The following is a 19,231-nucleotide window of genomic DNA, read 5'->3' on the forward strand; positions in this document are numbered from 1 at the left end:
TGGCTGAATATGCTAATGGAAAAGGCGTGAAAAAACATGGTGCATATAGTAAAACCAGGTGAAACGCTTGCCATCATTGCGATGAATTACAGAGTCAGCCTCCACATGCTCCAGAGAGCCAATCCGGGAGTTGGGGCTTTGCGGGCAGGGCAGCGGATTGTTATTCCGGGTCTGCCTGATCCCTCAGCAATTCCATACGGTATTGAAGTCTCCGTTAAGAAACGGACTTTGGCGCTTTTTAAAAGCGGAAAGTTTGTGAAAATTTACCCTATTGCAGTTGGAAAGATGCTTACATCAACACCAACAGGGGAATATGTCATTGTCAACCGGGAGCCGAATCCCGGGGGACCTTTCGGGGTGATGTGGCTATCACTATCTAAAGCCGGCTATGGCATACACGGAACAAACCGGCCTTCTTCAATTGGAAAGGCTGTCTCGCATGGCTGTATCCGAATGTACAACAAAGATGTTCTTGAGCTTGCGTCCATTGTACCGAATGGAACGAGGGTCATCACTCGGAACTAATCCGGCAAGGTGGCCTTCCTTTTTTTAAAAAAATGTTAAGGGTGCTTTTTAAATTTATGAAAATATGTGAAGGGTTTCTTTTGTTCTTGTCGAATGTAACGAATAGGGTTCTATCATTTTTTGGAAAAACACGCAGAGTCTTTATGCAAAATGGCTAATAGTTTATTACCATTCAGGGTTGGGGTGCTGTATGAAGATGTTTGGACGAATTACAATTGTAATCGTATCACTCATTTTATTGATAGTGGATAAAGCTTATCACGGTGAAAATTTTTTCAGGCTTCATACTCTTGGCTATACTGCAATGGCCATTCTGGTTGGCTGGCAATATGCCCGGCTAACATTCTATATCACAAAGACTAGGGAGAGTGAGGAAAGCTATAAGCGTTTAATCGAATCCCTCCCGGAGGCTGTTGTTATCCACCAAAACAATAAAGTCATTTATGTCAATAAAGCGGCAGTAAGAATGATGCGGGCTAAAAACAAGGAAGAACTGATTGGCCAACACATTTTAGACTGTATTGCTCCTGAATATATTGACCGAATCAAGGAAAGGATGCGACTGACGGAACAGGAACGGAAGCCACTATCCCCAATTGAATACAAACTGCGGAGGATGGATGGCGAATACATATTTTTCGAAGTATCCTCAATGGCTATTACATTTGGCGGGAAAGATTGCCAGCTTTCATTAGGAAAGGACATTACAAACAGAAAGATAGAGACAGACCGCTTGCTTCAAAAATCTGAAAAGCTCGCACTCCTTGGGCAAATGGCGGCAGGCCTTGCACATGAAATCAGGAATCCGCTTACATCCATTAAAGGATTCATCCAGCTTTTTAAAGCGGAAAATAAGAAAAAGGAATACTATGATATCGTTTTGGCAGAACTCGATCGAATTAACAGTATCGTCAGTGAGTTTCTTGTCCTGGCAAAGCCGTCCTCCGCAGTATTTAAGGAAGGGAATCTTGTCCAGCTTCTAAAAGACGTTGTTACCTTGATCAATACACAATCGGCGCTGAATAATGTTGAAATCAGCACAGCGATTGGACCTAATATCCCAACAATCATTTGTGAAGAAAATCAATTAAAACAGGTTTTTATCAATCTATTAAAAAATTCAATCGAAGCAATGCCTCAGGGCGGAAATATTTATATCAGTGTCCAAAAGTCCGGCCCCGAGGAAATTATGATTAAAATTGTTGATGAAGGTGTCGGAATTCCAGAAGATAGGATGGGAACGATTGGAGAGCCCTTTTTTACGACAAAGGAAAAGGGGACGGGCCTTGGGCTGATGACCTGTTTCAAAATTATTGAAAGCCACAATGGAAAGCTTAGCTTTTCCAGCCAGGTCGGTAAGGGGACGACTGTTATCATCCATCTCCCGGCCCTGACACAGGACTTCCTTAAAAAGGAGCAATAGATTAGATAAATAGATGTAATTTTTAAAATAAAAAAACCCCTTCAGTATGCCGGCCCGGGGGAGTTGGGCGGCGGCTACCAAAGGGGTTTTTCCTAGTATTGCCAAAACTTTTATCTGTTATGCAGCATTTTTTTCGATATGATTATTTTTGAAAACAGTCTTGCGGATGAACGGAACAACCCAGCGGTCCAAGCCGTAGCGGCCAGCGTTGTAGCCTGCGAACAGAATGATTGCACCAAGGAAGATGTCCGTTGGGTTATGGGAAATGGTTCCCGCGAGCATAAAGCTGAAGTTCATGACAAGACCGAAAAACATTGCGGCAGTTGTCAGGCATCCAAGAAGCAAGCCAAGGCCGACGAGAAATTCACCAATCGGAATTAAAGTGTTAAATATATCCGCGTTCGGGATGGCGAAAGAATTCAGGAAGTCCACGTACCAGCCATATACCAAAGATCCGTCTGGCCCTTTAATAGGGTTTGCGGCCGCTCCTTTCAAAAATCCTGATGCATCAAATCCGCCTGTAAGTTTATGATAGCCTGCTGTCACCCAAGAATAACCAAGATAAAGGCGAAGGACTGTAAGAATCCCTGCTGCGATTTTGTTGTTCCTTAAAAAATTTACTACCATGATATTTCACTCCTTAAAGGTTAATTACTGTTTCTATGGTTAGAATATAACATTTAATTTTTCTCTTGCGGGAGTTATGTTTACCGTTTCACAAATCTGTAAAAATGGTTTGAACAAATTATGACTAGTGAGAAAGAGCTATTGAAAGGAGAGAACAAGAGCGTTTTATAGGGCTTTATAATTGAGTAAAATAAACAAGGCACCCGGAATGCGGATGCCTTTAAAAAGTTAGGAAGTGATGAAGGATTTTTTCACCATGATAGGCTCTAAATCAAGCATTTCCTCTAGAATCCGGCCATCCGTATCGCCAAGGCTGAGGCCTAGCAGCCTTGCAAATGTAGGACCTTCGTCAACAAGCCTCATAGATGGTATGCGAACGCCTGACAGGACGCCCTTACCTTTTGCAAAAAAGACTGTACTGTATTTTTCCTTGAACGGAGAATAACCGTGGCACGCAAATGAATAGTTCTTTTTTGTGGTTGATTCTTTGGTAACCTTCTCAATGAACTCCCCCTCATGGCTATCCTCAAAATAAAATCCTCTTAATGCCTCCAGTATGAAAAGTGCATTGCCATCAGCACCCATTCGTGCCGCTTCCTGGCCAGTATAGGCAGTTTCTATCCCGTTGCGTCTATCGATAAGCAGACTGCCAATTAGGTTCTCAACTACATTCTTCGTTTTGAAATCCTTAGGGTCGTTTATATACAAATAGGCCGAACCGTCACAGCTTTTGCAGTACGCTTTCCAGCTGGTGATTTTTCCAGCTTTGTCTGTTTCAATCAAACCATTTTCCTTTAAAAGTACATTCATTTTTAGCACTTTCAACACGTCCAGTGCACTGTGGTCGCCAAGAATTACGATTGTTGACGAATCAGCCAAGCCTGCTTCCCTGATTGCCCGCATTATCCTTCCAAGCCGTTTGTCATGACGTTTGAGCGATTCATTGGCTTCGTTTGACGAAAAACCATGGTGATGGCGCTGCGAGTCCAGGTCAACAAAATGGACCAGCATCAAACCTGGCTTTTTCGCTTTGATTGTTTGGATGGCGGACTCAAGAACAAAGTCGTCAAGCTCAGGCTGCCTGATTCCTTTGCGGATTTTCCCGAATCGCGCTTCCATTTCGATCTGAAAAAGGGGAGAACCGTTAAAAAGTGAGACCATCACTTGATTTTGCCACGGCCGGTTTGCGAAAATTTCAGGCATATTGTAGTCGATTTTCGCTTTTGCGGTTACCGGCCAAAGGAGGGCGGCTGTTTTCATCCCGGCCTTTTTTGCTTCATCATACAGCGTTGTCCCTTTGATTGTGCTTCGGTGCCAGTACCAGTCGGAAGATGGCCTTCCAGGCTGAATGAAGGTATTGTTCACAACGCCGTGCCGGTTTGGGTAGTTCCCTGTAATAATTGATGTATGGCAAGGATAGGTAACAGACGGATAAATTGTTTCGACATTGCTGCAATAAGAGCTTCCCTCAATGAAGGATTTAAAGTTAGGAAGCTTTAATAGGGCAGGGATATCAAGTGATGAAAGGCAATCAAACGATAAAATGATAAGGTGGTCAGTTAGCCGGTTCATAAAAGCCTCCATTAACGTTTATGATAGATTGATAGAATGGCGGGGAGCTTTAACAAAGCCTCTCCTTTTGGGTTGCGTCTTTTCCTGAATTTTACCATAACGGAGAATATATTTAGTCAATCTTAAACTGGTAAAAAAGACTGCCTGCTGCCTTCCCGGTGCCAGAATGGGGTAGAATGTTGTTAAGAAGGCAGAGGCAAGGGGGTTATCATGGTTTCAAAAGGATATAAAATAATTCTTGTTTTCTTGCTGTCGTTATTCTTGGCGGCAGGCTGTTCGCTTCCATTGAAAATCGGCGGAACGGAAACAGGAAATGTGCCGGCTGAAGTAAAATCAGTCAATGAGCTATTTAAAGCAAAGGTCATTAAAAATATTGACGGGGATACAGTTGTCATTTCCCTTAAAGGGAAGGAAGAAACGGTGCGCCTCCTTTGCGTGGACACTCCCGAAACACAGCATCCCCGACTGGGAGTCCAGCCGTTTGGGCCGGAAGCATCCGATTTCGCAAAAACAGTACTCCATAAAGGGAAGGAAATCGAAGTTGAGCCAGGGATTAACTGGGGCAGGGACAAATACGGAAGGCTTCTTGCATATCTTTATGTGGACGGAAAAATGTTCAATGAGCTGCTGCTTGAAAAAGGCTTGGCCCGGGTAGCTTATGTGTATCCGCCAAACACCAAATATGTAGACCGGTTTTACAAAATCCAGGATAAGGCGAAAAAGAAAGGCGTCGGTATTTGGTCCATTGAAAATTATGCCACAGAGGAGGGCTACCAGACTGGCATTCCGGGAAAGGGAACAAACGGCGAGAAAACTTCCAATAAGCAGGCAAGATGTGAAGGGAAAATAAAGGGGAATGCAAACTCAAAAATCTACCATGTCCCCGGAGGCGCCTTTTACAAAACCGATATAAAGGAAATCGTCTGGTTTTGCACGGAGAATGAAGCCCAGAAGGCCGGTTACCGAAAGTCGAAAAGGTAATAAAGTAAGTTGCCGGCTATCAACAGGGTTAATACTCTTCAGGGGTTTGAGTGACTACTAAAATGGATTCCGGGCTTTTTTGTCTCGCAACGAGGCTTTACGTGACAACTAAATTCGATTTTAGCCTTTTTTGTCACGTGTTCACAGGTTACGTCATTAACGACAAGAAAGGAAGCATCCGCAAACAGATGCTTCCTTTTTACACTTCGTTTTTTTCCTGTAATTCCTTAAGGCGGGCTGTAAGTGCTGGATCGTCCTGCAGCAGCTGCACTAGGTCGCCAATCCTGTCGATCGCATTCCAGCTAAGGTGATGTTCGATTCCTTCAACATCCTCGTATATATTTTCCTCATCAACGCCAATCAGGCTTAAAAACTGTTCCAGTAAATCATGGCGGTATACAAGGCGCTTGCCAATTTTACGCCCTTTCGGTGTCAGCGCTAGCCCGCGGTACTTTTCATAGATAAGATATTCATCTTTATCGAGCTTTTGGACCATTTTTGTAACGGCAGAAGGCTGTACAGACAAATTGACGGCAATATCCGAAACCCGGGCATAGCCTTTCTGTTCAATTAGCAAATAAATTTGTTCAATATAATCTTCCATGCTCGGTGTCGGCATTTTCTTCCCACTTTCATCCTATACTCTCTATTATTATATAAGACCTTGATACCCCTTACAAGCCATCTGGCCATCTGCCGGCCGAAGAGGAAAGCTGATATAGATATAGGGGAGGGAGAAAAGTAAAACCGGGTCCTGATTTCGGACCCGGTTTTATGCAAATTATTTTTTTGAGCTGTTGAAATTATAGAAGAACTTGGCGGTAATAGAACCGTCCTTGTTTTCTTTAATGTCTGTAACATGGATTCCTGAATCAGCTGGAGTGCTGCTGTAGCCCTTCCAGAAGTAGTAGGATCCTGTGTGTACGTTTCCGGAAACCGGCGTCAGTGTGTTGGCGGACTTGAAGAAGTCACCAGAGTCTCCTCGGTTCAAATTCTTTTCCAGTTCATACAGGCCGTCCTTTTGGAGTACAGATAGGCCATAGTGTGTAACGACTGTGCCGTTGCTCGCTGTTTCCGACTGGTTGAACTGGAAGCGCTTATTCATCCAGTTTTCAACATTATTCGGGCGGAATCCGGCTGTTTGATAAAGGCTGATGACATTTTCATCAACATGCCATGCCAGGAGCCCATGGGCGTCTTTGCCCTGGCGGATGAGGCCTTCGTTAAAACCTTGCTGCTGAACGTTTTCGAATAGGAAGTACTCCGTTCCGTTCGAGCCTGGAACCTCCATTTTCACGATTGCGTTATCATGCTTAGCTGCATTGACTGGTGGAAGGGTGATTGTCTGGACGCCATCCTCCGGCCTTACTTCCTTCGGTTTAACCCATTCAAGGAAAACTTTTGAGAACGGATCGAAGTGGATAGGCGAGTTACCGGAATATGCCGCCGCGTCAGGGTAGCGCAACCAGGATCCTCCGGCCATCATTGAATAGTTTCCTGCTCCTTCGGAAGAATAAACAGTGTCATAGAAGTCAGGCAGGCCAAGTGCATGACCGAATTCATGGGCATAAACACCAGTCTGGGCAGGGAATGGGCCGGCTTTCAATTCTTCTTTATACGAATCGGTTGCTGCATCGTAGCCAGCAACGTTTCCGCCTATGCCAGGCTGCATGTTGTAGTTGTTGACGATTACGCCGTCAAATGTCATTTCCTCAGCAACTGTCTTGTTGATCCAGTCACTTTGTTTCATGCCGGCATGAACATCCGCTGGTTTTCCAGTTTCATAGTATTTTCCATAGTAAAGTGCACTTAGAAGGCTCCATTTATGGGACCAAAATTGGGCAGGGTCACGGCTAAATTCCGCACCTGTTCCTTCATGAACAATGAACACATTCGGCACTTCGCCGTTTTCATCAGCGTATTTAGAGAAATCAACTTGGTCGTCAGCAGCTTTGAGAAGATCGCGGATAAACTCACCAGTACGCGCATCACCATTTACGTTGCCATACACATACTTGCCATTCTCCGCATATTTGCCTTCCTGGTCAAGATAATAGGAAGCTCCGTGCGGTAGCTCAACCCACTCCAGAGCGGCGTTTTCCAGATGGACAAGATTTGTTTTTCCATATGAAGATTCCTTATAAACATTCTGCATGGTTTTATTGGTTGGGGCTTTTTGTCCATTATGTACGGCATATTTCGCAAAATAAGGCAGCTCATACGGATTGTATTCCGTTCCAAAGATCAGGTCTTCATAGTATTTTCCAGGCACCTGGCCTTTTAGGTCTCCAATCGGCTCATCGCCGTCCTTATACTTTGCCAGAAGTACAAGAACCGGAATGTCCCCTGTCGCTTTCTTATAAGCCACATAGTTATCACCAGCCTGCTTGAACTTGGCGCCTGTGTTTCCGGCGATTTTTTCAGCCGGATCAGCCTTGGAGAGATCAATCCCGAGCTTTTTTGCCTTATCGGCCAGTTCAGGGGCGGCACTAATATAGTGTGCGAGGCTTAGATCATACGAAGCCTTGGCCTTTTCTGCAGATTCACCCTGCGTCTGGATGCCAGCAAGGCCAATGCTTCCTGCCATAGCCAGCGCAATTGCTGATTTTGAAAGTACTTTTAACAAATATCACCACTCCTTTAAGATTTTACTATTTCAATATATCAGAATTGTTTGTAAACAAACAACGAGACTTTCTAATCATATTCCAACCCTTAAAAATTCCTTAATTGTAAAAAAAGTTTAAAAAAACAGGACTTAACGGGGATAAAAAAGGAAGATTGTGGACTATTCTGATAGGGTAATCATGCTAAATGGCTTATTAATTTGTCTTTTGCCAGCTTCTTTTTAAGCCAAAATATTTTTCGGGAATCGAAGAATAATGTAAAAAGGTTAAAAGGTGGAGGGAGGAACTAGGAAGTTTTTTCAACGAAAAAAGGCGCAAACACAAGTGTTCGCACCTTTTTTCTGTCCCGCTAGTGCAGGACCCTACCCTTTGTCCCGAAAAAGCCAGGACTACTTACCAGACTTTGGTGAGAGTTACGATTTGCACGGGGTCGAATCGATCTTAAATATATCGATTGTAGACAAGCGTGCCTTTCGACAGCTCTGCAAATGTTCCTTCACCACTTGCAAGCCCAATAACTAACCTTTGAGTCGCTGTTTCCATTGCATATTGCATGTGAACCAGTCCCTCCTGTTTTGTTTTGGTCTTGCATTATCTATTTACCTCTTTCAAACAAATCTAAACAGGAAAAACCAAAAACTTTATTGGAAAAATGAACCATTACCTTTATTGGAAAAATAAAAAAACATTAGCAGCTATTAGGAACTGGTGATAAATATCACGGTATTTTATTTTTTACACGTTTACAATAAAAGAAGATTTATTAGCTTAAATAAGAAAAGAGGAATTTACATTGAAACTTCCACAATTACGAATCGGCCAAATGGCTCCTAAATATCCAATTATCCAGGGTGGCATGGGAGTCGGCATTTCCTTGAGCGGGCTTGCCTCGGCAGTAGCTGCGGCTGGCGGCATCGGAATTATTTCAGGAACTGGGATTACCATTGAAGAATTGCGTTTCCATATTAGGCGCGCTCGTGAACTTTCAAAGGGAAATGGCTATATAGGCGTAAACGTCCTATTTGCTGTAAACGATTTTGCTGAGAAAATGAAAACCGCCCTGGAAGAAAAAGTTGACTTTATAATATCAGGAGCCGGAATCTCAAGAGATATGTACGCGTGGGGGAAAGAAGCGGGCATCCCTGTGCTTTCAATCGTTTCGACTCCGAAGCTTGCAAGACTGTCCGAACGGCTTGGCGCTTCCGCGGTTGTTGTGGAAGGCTTCGAGGCAGGAGGGCATCTTGGGACTGATAGGCCGATGTTTGATATTTTGCCTGAGGTCGTTGAAGCGGTAACGATTCCAGTCATTGCGGCTGGGGGGATTTTGACTGGGGATGATATTGCGAAGGCGATCAGACTTGGCGCATCAGGAGTCCAGATGGGCACCCGGTTTGTCGCCAGTGAGGAATGCGATGCCCCTCAAGCATTTAAACAAAAGTATGTTGATGCGAAGCCTGAAGACCTAACTCTTGTCAAAACAACCGTTGGACTTCAAGGCAGGGCAATCCGAAATGCCTTTACCGAAATTATCAAGGATGACGGGAAATTCAAAGTCGCGAAATGCCTCGATTGCCTTAAAGCGTGTTCTTATCGCTTTTGCACAATGGATTCGCTCCTCCGTTCCTTGAATGGGGATGTTGAAATGGGCTTAGTATTCGCTGGGGCTCGAGTCGGCGAAGTCAATGATATCCTGCCGGTCAAGCAAATCATTGAAAAGATAGCAGCCGAGTACCAATCCGCAACAGGACAAGCCGTTTAAGCTGAGTACTCCAGTTAAGCCAATTCAATTCCAGGCAAGGACTGCATAAATGTGGCAGCTCATTTTACTGGCGACAGTGGCATACTAACCCAGAAAACAGCCGAAGGGAAGGATGTACATGTCAATGGAATGGTTTGACCGGGTAAGCTCGGAGTTGCAGGACCATTTAGAATCCATTTGTGAAAAATACGACCAGGCAGGCCAGATGGCAGTCGAGAGGAGTTCAAAGCACCCAAGAATTGAATTCTTCGTTGAAACCGATGATTGTGACGGGCGCGATTATTTTTGCACTCTTTTCTTTGATCCGTATAACGAGGAGTTTTATGTAGAAACCTATGACGCTGAACTTGAACAGCCGGCCCGGACAATTTTACCAGACATTGAAAACATCATTGATGCTGTCCATGAAAGTTTCCATGAATACATGAATGACGACCTCGATGAATATGACGATATTGATGAAATTCTTGAGGATGAAGAGGATGAAGCAGATGACCTCACCGTTATAGCTTATTCCGACGACGAGGTTTACGAGGAAATCGAAGTAGAGTGGGAGACTCCCGAAGTGACTGCCTTTCAGCAAGAAGACGAGGTCGAAGTAACCTATCAGTTCGGCGTCGTGCAGGGGACAGGGGACGGCGTACTCCGCCGGATTAACCGGATGTGGACCGAGGACGATGAACTAATTAAAGATGAAACAAATTTTATTTTTACAAAGGAAGAAGCGAGTACGATTATCGCGATGATTGCCAGCCACATGGATCAAATGAAGGGCTATGAATTAGAGTAGCTATAAAAATAGACGGAGCCAATCCCTTTTTTCAAAGCGGACCGGCTCCGTCTATGGTTTATTTTCTTCCCCCAGTGTTATCGCCATTACTGCGCCCATTGCTTCTTGACTTGCTCAAGAGCCAGGTGCATGATTTCCTCATCGCTTGCCTGTGGGTTTGTAATTACATTGGTCAAGTAATTCTTGCCAAGGTACTCTACTTTCACGTTAACTTGTACCATTTCAACCATCCTTTCCACTGTATATTGCTATCTTGTTATAACAAGAAGTACTTTTTTATACCAACTATCCAACCAGCCTAAACATGAATACTTTTCCAATTTATTCGCCAGCTCACGGAATATGCATGTTTTTTTAAAAAAGCCAGCTTGCGGCTTTCCTTTATTATAACTTGAAGAAAATACCAGTACCTTATCTTACCATGGTTGACCAAACCGCACAATAGGGTTAGCCACTCTATTATTCGGGGGTTTTTGATATAATTTGCGGAATTTCATATGAAATGTGAACAAAATTAGGGGCGACCATTGTTTATTAAAAAACTTTATCAAGTACGGCAACCAAGACAGCCTCTACAAAAGAAGGAACCGAGTAAATGAAAGAAACAGATTGCCCTTTAAATGTGACATCCTTTTTGAATGCTGTCCGAACAATGTCACTCAACGGGTTTTGAGTGACTTCCTTTTCGGATTTTACCCCGACATTGTCTCTCATCGGAACCTTTCGAAGCTAATATAAAGTTTCTTAGCCAATAAAAAAAGCCCCCAAACAGGGAGCTAGGCTAGGCATTAGGCTTCTATCAACAGATGCTGTTCAACGAACTTTTGGATTTCCACTTTATTAACGAACTGCTTTTTCAAGGCGGCTTCAGAGGTTTCAATAAGGTGAAGCATAGCCATGTCCGCCCTCAATTCTCGAAGATCTGTTTCTCCGTTCAGCAAATCAACGGCTTTTGCCTTCACTTCAGGGTTATCGGTCGCATGATAAAGAATAAATGCAATACTTGTTATCTTATCCACTTCAACGTCCCCCTTTATTTGCTTCTACATACCTATTTTCTCCAAAAATCGATTTTTTCCTGCCTTTTATGCAAAATTTCTTCCGATGTAAAAAATTTCTCAGCCTAAAGTTGTAGGAAAGTTCAAGCTTCTTTCCGAGGAATGCTTTTCAGGAACGGACTATCATAAAAGCATAGGAACCAGTAAAACGATTAGGGGAGAGAAGTAATCATGAAAAACGTAAAACATGTAATGATCACCGGAGCTTCAAGGGGTCTTGGAAAGGCATTAACATTGGCATTTGCAAAACAGGGGGCAAGGCTGGCGATTTGCGCCCGCAATGAAAAAGCGTTGCTGGAGGCAAAGATAGAAGCTGAACAGGCTGGAGCGACAGAGGTCCTAGCCATTCGGGCAGACATTTCAATTGCACGTGATGTTGAGCGGTTTGTCGCATTGACAGAGGAACGGTTCAGCCATATCGATGTCCTTATCAACAATGCCTCAATTTTGGGCCCTAGCCCAATGCCGCTGCTGCTCGATTTTCCTGAAGAGGATTTTGCCGATGTGCTACGGATTAATACGATGAGTACTTTCCTGGTTACACGCAGGGTGCTTCCGGTTATGCTCCAACGAGACAGCGGTTCAATTATCAACGTTACTTCAGAAGCAGGAAATACCGGGTATGCTGGCTGGGGAGCATATGGAATTTCAAAATTTGCGGTTGAAGGGTTAACAGAAACGTGGGCGGATGAATTGAGTGAAACCGGGGTAAGAGTGAATATGGTCGATCCGGGTGAAATGAACACGGAAATGCATCGCCTGGCTGTTCCGGATTGCGATTATGAACTGGCGGATCCCAGCGAAGTGGTACCTGTCTTTCTATACCTGGCCACCGATGAAGCTGCTTCAATTAGCGGGCAGCGGTTTTCGGCCCAGGAGTTTAACGAGGGGAGGCGGACCACATGATTGCAGACAGCCTTCCTTTTCATTTGCCTTCTTCCCTAAATGCCGCCGCCCCTCCTGAAAGGCGTGGTGTTAGGCGGGACCATGTCCGGATGATGATTTTGTCAAAAGAAACCGGCTATGCCTGCCATGATTCTTTTTATCATCTCGACCAGTACCTTCATGAAGGGGATGTCCTGGTCCTAAACAGCTCGAGGACGATTCCGGCTATCCTCCGCGGCCGATTGAAGGATAGCCAGCAAGAAATTGAAATCCGGCTTGCTAGTAAAATTGATGAAAGCCGCTGGCATGCATTGATTGTTGAGAATGGAGTAGAAGCAGGGGAAAAGATTGATTTTTCCTCCCGGCTTGATGCCGTTGTTGAGGAGAACGACCAGACCTCGCCGCTGTCAATTATTTGTTTTTCAAAATCAGGAACTAGCCTGTTCGACGAGATTTATTCATTGGGTGAGCCCGTCCGTTATGAATATATCGAAAATCCGTGGAGCTTGGATTACTACCAGACTGTATTTGCATCCCACCCTGGTTCGGTGGAAATGCCATCAGCTGGGAGGCCGTTCAGCTGGGAGCTTTTATTCAAATTGCGCAAGAAAGGAATCAAGATCGCGTTCATTCAGCTTCATACAGGCTTAAGTTATTTCCTGGATGACAATTTCGACCACCATCCATCGAAAAATAAAGAAGAATACTCAATTCCGGAAACTACGTGGTCATCTATTCTAAAAGCCAAGGAATCAAGGAATAGGGTAATCGCTGCAGGAACAACGGTTGTACGGGCGCTGGAAACAGCAGTCGCAACCGGGCAACTGCAGGGCTGGACGAATTTATTCATCCATCCGGGTTATGAATTGAAAACAGCCGATGGAATCCTGACAGGGCTCCATGAACCCGAAGCCAGCCACCTTTCAATGTTGTCTGCATTTGTTCCCCAGGAGAAACTGTACGAAGCGTATCGGCATGCAGTCGAAGAAAACTATCTTTGGCATGAATTTGGCGATATGAATCTTATTTTATGAGAGGGAAAATCTATGATCTTATTTCATCACTATGCGATTGAAACCTCGAATCTTGCTAAAGTGCTCCACTTTTACCAGACTGTGCTTGGGTTCCATACAGAAGAGACCTTTTATTTTCAGGGGAATAAAATCGTGTTTTTAACGCTTGGCAGTTTCCGCATTGAATTGGCAGAATCGGACGAGGAAAGTAACGGCGATGGCCCAGTTCATTTATGTTTTGAAACAGATGGCCTCGATAACATAATGGAGGAGCTTGATCAGGCAGATTTGACCAGAGTGGAGGGGCCTTATAAATTGGAAAATGGATGGAGAACGGTTTTTTATACAGGACCTGCGGGCGAACTTCTGGAGTTTTTGGCCATGGGTTAATTGGAAGGAAGGGATGATTGGATCCTTTCCTTTTTCTTTTTGAAAAAAGTTGTTTTCTCAGTTCTTCTAATAATTGAAATAAACTATTAAATTTACCTCAGCATCCAAGGATGTTATTTTAGAATATATCATTTTAATAGGGAGGGGAACTGGATGCAGCTAGTAGGCATTGCAATCGGATCAGTCATCATCGCTGCAGCCTTTAATTGTTTCCTGATTCCGCATGAGGTCCTATCAAGTGGGATTAGCGGATTATCAATGATGGTAGGGATGCTTACGCCGCTCGATACAGGTATTGCAAACTTTCTTTTGAATCTGCCCCTGCTTGTACTTGGTTATATGAAGCTTGGCAAAAAATTCATTGTGAATACTATTCTCTCTGTCGTCCTCATTTCGATTGGGCTTTCCATAATCCCGGTACATGAGGTTGCCAGCAACAGCATTCTTTCATCCATTTTTGGCGGTGCCCTGGCAGGTGTGGGGATGGGCCTGGTTTTACGCCAGTCTGCTTCAACAGGCGGGCTAGACATTATTGCAATGCTTGTTTCCCGCAAAAAAGATTTTCCTATCGGGTCACTGCTAGCAGCTATGAACGCGGTTATAATTGCGATTAGCGGGTTCCTGTTTAACTGGGATACTGCATTGAATACAATGGTATCGATTTTTATTACAGGTAAAGTTATTGATACAATTTATACCCACCATGTGAAACTAACTTTGACAATCATTACTGACAAAGGCGAGGAAATGCGCGATCAACTCGTGAAGAATGTCTATCGTGGCCTGACTGTGATTGATGGAATGGGCGGCTTTTCAAAAGAGAGCCGGAACATCTTGATGACAGTTATTACCAGATATGAGTTGGCCGAGGTTAAATCCCTGATCGCCGATGTTGACCCGAATGCATTTGTCAATATTACTAAAACAATAGAAGTGATGGGGCTCTTCCATAAACAGAGTACCTGAACAATCGCCGGTTTCCCTGTGAAATCGGTTTTTTGCATCCTTTACAAAAACAGAATTTTTAATTAATCTTGGATAATACAGATTTTTGCAAAAACATCGACTGGCATGCCTTATCCTAATAGGCGGTCCCGGTGTAGTATAAGGCCGAATAGTGGAAGAGAGGGTTTGCAATGTTTATTTCATTCACCAAACAGCAAAAAGATCAATTAATTAGCGATATCCAGGAGTTCTTTTTAAAAGAACGGGGTGAGGAGCTCGGGAATTTAGAAGCGGAAAACGTACTCGAGTTTTTTAAAACTGAATTAGGGCCTTATTTTTTCAATGAGGGCATCAAGCAATCCCGAAAAGCAGCCGAGGAAAAAATGGCGCAGCTGGAAGAGGAATTGTATTCGCTTGAACGGCCTATGAAATAGGGGGAAAGTATGAAACCGATTGTCCTTGGAATCTCTTCCGCTTTTTTCTTCGCATTTACGTTTGTCCTGAACCGGTCGATGGAGCTATCCGGCGGCCATTGGATTTGGAGCGCGTCATTAAGGTATTTCTTCATGGTTCCGCTCCTTTTCCTCCTTGTCGCGGGAAAAAAAAATCTCAAGCCGCTTTGGGCGGAAATGAAACAAAATCCTGGTTCATGGCTTTTATGGAGCACGGTCGGTTTCGGGCTGTTCTATGCGCCGATTTGTTTTGCCGCGGCCTATTCTCCCGGCTGGCTTATTGCCGGTACCTGGCTCGTTACAATTGTGTCAGGATCCCTGCTTTCGCCGCTATTTTTTGAAACACGAAATGGCGTACAAGCAAGAGGACGCATCCCCGTGAAAGGTCTATTTATGTCGGTTATCATCCTGGCAGGAGTTGCCGTGATGCAACTGGAACAAGCGAAGTCGCTTGGCGCAAAGGAATTTCTCTTTGGGGTGGTCCCGGTACTGATTGCTACGTTTGCTTATCCCCTTGGGAACAGGAAAATGATGGAGGTTGCCGGAGGAAGGCTGGATACATTCCAGCGGGTGCTCGGAATGACAGCGGCAAGCCTGCCGTTTTGGATTTTGTTAGCCGTTTATGGAATAGTTACGGTTGACCTACCTTCTAAAGGCCAAATCATCCAGTCTGGCGGAGTTGCAGTAACCTCCGGAGTCATCGCAACCGTCCTGTTTTTCATGGCAACCGACCTTGTCAGGGGAGATATGACGAAAATCGCCGCAGTTGAAGCAACCCAATCCGTTGAGATTCTGTTCGCTTTGGCTGGCGAAGTGCTATTTTTGGCCGCTCCAATGCCATCACTACTCTCTTGGGCCGGGATTTTCCTGGTGGTTGCAGGTATGGCGCTGCACAGTTTTTCGGCAATCCTCTTTTCTGGCAAAAAGAAAAAAGCCTTCGTCCAGGAACAGGCATGACGTTTGTGAAGTCACCAATTTTTAATGAGAAATCCTCATTCAAAAGCCCCCCATCTATCATGGGAGGGCTTTTATTTCGTTTTCAAATGCCCGTTCGACTATACTTATATCAACACGTTGAATATTTGGAGGAAGAGGCCAATGGTGAATGGCTGGACAATAGAAAACATGAACGATGTCACTGGAAAAAGGGTCGTTATTACTGGCGGAAATAGCGGGATCGGCTTCGAAGCCGCACGCGTATTTGCCGCAAAAGGCGCCGATGTCATCCTTGCTGTAAGGAATATGGCGAGGGGGGAGGCTGCTGTCTCAATAATTAAAGCGGAAAGTCCCAATTCTTTCATCCGGCTAATGCAGCTGGATTTAAGCGAACAGGCGTCGATAAGGAAGTTTGCCGAGGAATTTGCTGCACGCTATTCATCGCTAGATATCCTGATTAATAACGCGGGGATCATGATGCCGCCACACAGCAAAACCCGCGATGGATTCGAGGCACAATTTGGCAGCAACCATCTTGGCCATTATGCTCTGACGGGGCTATTATTCGGTTTATTAAAAAATACCGCGGGTTCCCGTGTTGTCACCGTAAGCAGCCTCGCAGCACACAAGGCTCGGATTGACTTCGACAACCTTGATGGATCACATGGCTATAAACGATACAAGTTTTATGGACAAAGCAAGCTTGCCAATATGCTGTTTGGAAAAGAACTACAGAAAAAGATTGAAGGAAAGGGACTTGATGTGATGAGCATTATCTGCCATCCCGGCGTTACTCATACGAATCTTGCTTCCAGGAATTCTGGCCGTGAGATGAATCGTTTATTCAGGTTGATTTCACAGGCAATCACCCAGCCAACCGCGATGGGGGCTTTGCCGACGCTTTATGCGGCAACCGAGACTTCATTGCAAGGCGGGGAATACATCGGTCCGGACGGGAAGAAGAAGCGGAAGGGCTACCCGACAAAGGATCCGGTCATTGAAAGGATCTACGATGCCGAAACCGCGGTGAGGCTATGGGATCTTTCTGAGGAATTGACGGGGATAGCATACGATTTCAATTAGGGCATTAAAATCTTTTTTTCCTCCTAAAGTTCAAATAGTTGCTTTGCTAATTTTTGTGGAATTTGGCATAACTTTTCGCTTCCTTGGCATTAATAATTGCGTTTTTGGCATTAATCCTTGTGTATTTGGCATTAATATTTGCCTGAACGGCATTATTATATCCCTTATTGGCATTAATGAACTTTAATAGGGATGGCCTCTCAATTTAAAATGCGAAAGGAAAGCGTTTTTCTCAAATAGGAACCCCATTTTTGCGATTTTCTTTATTTGTGATTGGTTGCCAAATCACTCCCACCCCCGTTTGACTTTTGCCTCCTAAATTGAAATACTTGGAGTGACGTTCAACCTAAGAATAAGGCTGGTGACCAAAATGAAAGTAAAAGAGTTTATGATCACGGATGTAATTAGCGCGGCACCAGAGATGACACTTGCCGAGGTAATGGCCCTTTTTGTCGAAAAGAAGATTGGCGGGGTACCGGTTTGCAATAAAGACGGCAAGCTGCTTGGTATGGTTACGGATGGAGATATCCTCCGCGCAATTCAGCCGATTGACCGTAAAATCGTAAATTTCCTAATATATATGGAATATTTGGAAGAGATTGATGTTAAAACAAGACTCAGTGATACGTCGGATACCTCGATAATATCCATCGCAAAGACGAAAAATATTATTACCGTTTCTCCGGATGATGACATGGACATCGCCGTTAAGCACCTTTCCTGCCATCATTTTAAAAAGCTTCCGGTTGTCGACGCGGAAAACCGTGTTGTTGGAGTGATCAGCAGGGGAGATGTAATCAGGAAAATCCAGGTGACCATTTTAAAGGAACTCTAAAAGAAAACGATAAAGGAATTTACTTATATGACATGGACGTTTGTGGCAGCTATTGCGGCTGCTTTGATTATTTATGGGCTTATTTGCTTTTATATCTGCTACAATGGCTGGGTATGGCTCAGGCTTAACCCGGCACTGAAAAAATATAAATATATCTACATTGCTCTAGCCATTTTTCTATCCGTATCACTGTTTGCCGGAAGATTTATTCCCTGGCCATTTTTAAGTCTCATCGGCGGTTATTGGATGGTTGTGGTCGGTTACAGCCTGCTGATTTTTCCAATAATCAATATCCTAATGTTTTTGTTAAAAAAGAGAGGCATGTACTGGATTGGTGTTGGAATCATTGCGTTTTATGCCTTGATTTTCGTATATGGAACGTTTAACGCCTGGAGCCCAATTGTCCGTACTTATGACATTGAAATCAACAAACCATCGGATAGAAAAGAGATGAAAATCCTGATGGCTTCGGATTTCCATCTTGGGTCAATTGTCGGGAAAAAGCATCTTGACCGCTTTGTAGATATAGCGGAAAAAGAGAATCCGGATATTATTCTTATTCCCGGTGATTTAATTGACGATTACATTACACCTTTCCTGAAAGGCAACATGGGGGAAAGCTTGAGTAAAATCCATGCACCACTTGGGGTATATGCTGTACTTGGCAATCATGATTATTACGGCGGTGACAAGGAAAGAATTGTAGAGGAAATGGAAAAGGCTGGAGTAACTGTCCTTGAGGATGAAACCATACTGGTCAACAATGAATTGGTCCTCGCCGGGCGAAAGGATCCGACCGATCATAGCCGAGCAGCTCTGGACAATTTTCTGGTTCGCACCGATTTGTCAAAAACGGTTATCTTGATGGACCATCAGCCGATTGCACTGGGGGAAGCCCAAAAGTTGGGTGTCGATTTACTCGTTTCCGGGCATACACATCATGGACAGGTTGCTCCGGCACAATTCATCACAAACCGAATCTATGAAAATGATTGGGGATATCTTAAAAAAGGGAAGCTTCATTCTATCGTTAGTTCAGGTTTCGGGACATGGGGGCCTGCGCTCCGAATTGGCACCCGATCCGAAGTTGTCATCATCAACGTTCATTTTGACTAGTAAGAAAACGCTTGGGCATTCCAGGCGTTTTTATTTTACTTCATTTTCGCTGTTCGGCTGAAATAGTGACAACACCAACCGGTTTCGGGTGCTATTAGACTAGCTATTTCAGCCATTAATTAAGTCGCCGCCCAAAAATCGGCAGCGTGTTAGCGTTTTTCGAAAATTTCAGGTCGGATATCGAAAAATTTTACAAGATATCGAAAATTCCAAT

21 protein-coding genes are annotated in these 19,231 nt (G+C 44.1%); 14 read left to right on the top strand and 7 right to left on the bottom strand.

What is annotated here, in order from left to right:
• Positions 1-36: 36 nt before the first annotated feature.
• Positions 37-525 carry a L,D-transpeptidase family protein gene (locus AR337_RS03190; RefSeq protein WP_059170555.1) on the top strand — a complete coding sequence of 163 codons (489 nt, stop codon included), beginning with the start codon at positions 37-39 and terminating at the stop codon, positions 523-525.
• 190 nt (positions 526-715) lie between these two features.
• Positions 716-1,948 (top strand): ATP-binding protein, encoded by a 1,233-nt coding sequence (locus AR337_RS03195; protein ID WP_059170556.1) that lies wholly within the window; start codon positions 716-718, stop codon positions 1,946-1,948.
• A 117-nt stretch (positions 1,949-2,065) separates the two neighbouring features.
• Here the strand turns inward: AR337_RS03195 and AR337_RS03200 are convergent, their stop codons facing one another.
• Both AR337_RS03200 and AR337_RS03205 read right to left on the bottom strand, forming a co-directional pair.
• The gene (locus AR337_RS03200) at positions 2,066-2,575 is read right to left on the bottom strand and encodes a DoxX family membrane protein (protein WP_059170557.1); all 510 of its coding nucleotides are present in this window, start codon (positions 2,573-2,575) and stop codon (positions 2,066-2,068) included.
• 228 nt (positions 2,576-2,803) lie between these two features.
• The gene (locus tag AR337_RS03205; protein ID WP_059170558.1) at positions 2,804-4,147 is read right to left on the bottom strand and encodes an ectonucleotide pyrophosphatase/phosphodiesterase; all 1,344 of its coding nucleotides are present in this window, start codon (positions 4,145-4,147) and stop codon (positions 2,804-2,806) included.
• Between the two features lie 210 nt (positions 4,148-4,357).
• On the opposite strand from AR337_RS03205, the gene AR337_RS03210 reads away from it, so the two are divergent.
• Positions 4,358-5,128 (top strand): thermonuclease family protein, encoded by a 771-nt coding sequence (locus AR337_RS03210; protein ID WP_059170559.1) that lies wholly within the window; start codon positions 4,358-4,360, stop codon positions 5,126-5,128.
• A 199-nt stretch (positions 5,129-5,327) separates the two neighbouring features.
• Here the strand turns inward: AR337_RS03210 and mntR are convergent, their stop codons facing one another.
• Entirely contained in the window at positions 5,328-5,747 is a 420-nt protein-coding gene (gene mntR, locus AR337_RS03215; protein ID WP_059170560.1) for a transcriptional regulator MntR, read from the bottom strand.
• A gap of 162 nt (positions 5,748-5,909) precedes the next feature.
• Complete coding sequence (locus tag AR337_RS03220; protein WP_059170561.1) at positions 5,910-7,754, bottom strand: M6 family metalloprotease domain-containing protein; 1,845 nt, start codon at positions 7,752-7,754, stop codon at positions 5,910-5,912.
• Between the two features lie 824 nt (positions 7,755-8,578).
• Between AR337_RS03220 and AR337_RS03225 the strand changes: the two genes are divergently transcribed.
• Complete coding sequence (locus tag AR337_RS03225) at positions 8,579-9,514, top strand: nitronate monooxygenase family protein (protein ID WP_172797508.1); 936 nt, start codon at positions 8,579-8,581, stop codon at positions 9,512-9,514.
• Between the two features lie 118 nt (positions 9,515-9,632).
• Entirely contained in the window at positions 9,633-10,304 is a 672-nt protein-coding gene (locus AR337_RS03230) for a hypothetical protein (protein ID WP_059170563.1), read from the top strand.
• An 86-nt stretch (positions 10,305-10,390) separates the two neighbouring features.
• Here the strand turns inward: AR337_RS03230 and AR337_RS03235 are convergent, their stop codons facing one another.
• The 3 genes from AR337_RS03235 to AR337_RS03245 all read right to left on the bottom strand — a co-directional run bounded on the left by AR337_RS03235 (position 10,391) and on the right by AR337_RS03245 (position 11,323).
• A complete protein-coding gene (locus AR337_RS03235; protein ID WP_059170564.1) occupies positions 10,391-10,525 on the bottom strand; it encodes a BA3454 family stress response protein in 135 nt (44 codons plus the stop codon).
• A gap of 313 nt (positions 10,526-10,838) precedes the next feature.
• Positions 10,839-11,018, bottom strand: coding sequence for a hypothetical protein (locus tag AR337_RS03240; protein WP_059170565.1), 180 nt, complete (start codon positions 11,016-11,018; stop codon positions 10,839-10,841).
• 74 nt (positions 11,019-11,092) lie between these two features.
• Entirely contained in the window at positions 11,093-11,323 is a 231-nt protein-coding gene (locus AR337_RS03245; protein WP_059170566.1) for a hypothetical protein, read from the bottom strand.
• A 210-nt stretch (positions 11,324-11,533) separates the two neighbouring features.
• On the opposite strand from AR337_RS03245, the gene AR337_RS03250 reads away from it, so the two are divergent.
• From AR337_RS03250 to AR337_RS03290, 9 genes are all read left to right on the top strand, one after another.
• The gene (locus AR337_RS03250; protein WP_059170567.1) at positions 11,534-12,268 is read left to right on the top strand and encodes an SDR family NAD(P)-dependent oxidoreductase; all 735 of its coding nucleotides are present in this window, start codon (positions 11,534-11,536) and stop codon (positions 12,266-12,268) included.
• On the top strand, positions 12,265-13,281 hold the full coding sequence (locus AR337_RS03255) for an S-adenosylmethionine:tRNA ribosyltransferase-isomerase (protein WP_059170568.1): 1,017 nt from the start codon (positions 12,265-12,267) through the stop codon (positions 13,279-13,281). The genes AR337_RS03250 and AR337_RS03255 overlap by 4 nt, the downstream gene beginning before the upstream one ends.
• 12 nt (positions 13,282-13,293) lie before the next feature.
• Positions 13,294-13,650, top strand: a complete 357-nt coding sequence (locus tag AR337_RS03260) for a VOC family protein (protein ID WP_059170569.1) — start codon at positions 13,294-13,296, stop codon at positions 13,648-13,650.
• Between the two features lie 153 nt (positions 13,651-13,803).
• Positions 13,804-14,616, top strand: a complete 813-nt coding sequence (locus AR337_RS03265; protein ID WP_059170570.1) for a YitT family protein — start codon at positions 13,804-13,806, stop codon at positions 14,614-14,616.
• A 170-nt stretch (positions 14,617-14,786) separates the two neighbouring features.
• Entirely contained in the window at positions 14,787-15,029 is a 243-nt protein-coding gene (locus AR337_RS03270; RefSeq protein ID WP_059170571.1) for a DUF2164 domain-containing protein, read from the top strand.
• 9 nt (positions 15,030-15,038) lie between these two features.
• Positions 15,039-16,004: a multidrug resistance efflux transporter family protein gene (locus AR337_RS03275; RefSeq protein ID WP_059170572.1), complete on the top strand. Its 966-nt coding sequence runs from the start codon at positions 15,039-15,041 to the stop codon at positions 16,002-16,004.
• Between the two features lie 141 nt (positions 16,005-16,145).
• The gene (locus AR337_RS03280) at positions 16,146-17,066 is read left to right on the top strand and encodes an oxidoreductase (protein WP_059170573.1); all 921 of its coding nucleotides are present in this window, start codon (positions 16,146-16,148) and stop codon (positions 17,064-17,066) included.
• A gap of 370 nt (positions 17,067-17,436) precedes the next feature.
• Complete coding sequence (locus tag AR337_RS03285) at positions 17,437-17,901, top strand: CBS domain-containing protein (RefSeq protein ID WP_059170574.1); 465 nt, start codon at positions 17,437-17,439, stop codon at positions 17,899-17,901.
• A gap of 27 nt (positions 17,902-17,928) precedes the next feature.
• A complete protein-coding gene (locus tag AR337_RS03290) occupies positions 17,929-19,017 on the top strand; it encodes a metallophosphoesterase (protein ID WP_059170575.1) in 1,089 nt (362 codons plus the stop codon).
• The last annotated feature ends 214 nt before the right edge of the window (positions 19,018-19,231 follow it).

The organism is Bacillus sp. FJAT-27445, from assembly GCF_001510665.1.
Classification (GTDB): Bacteria; Bacillota; Bacilli; order Bacillales; family Cytobacillaceae; genus Bacillus_D.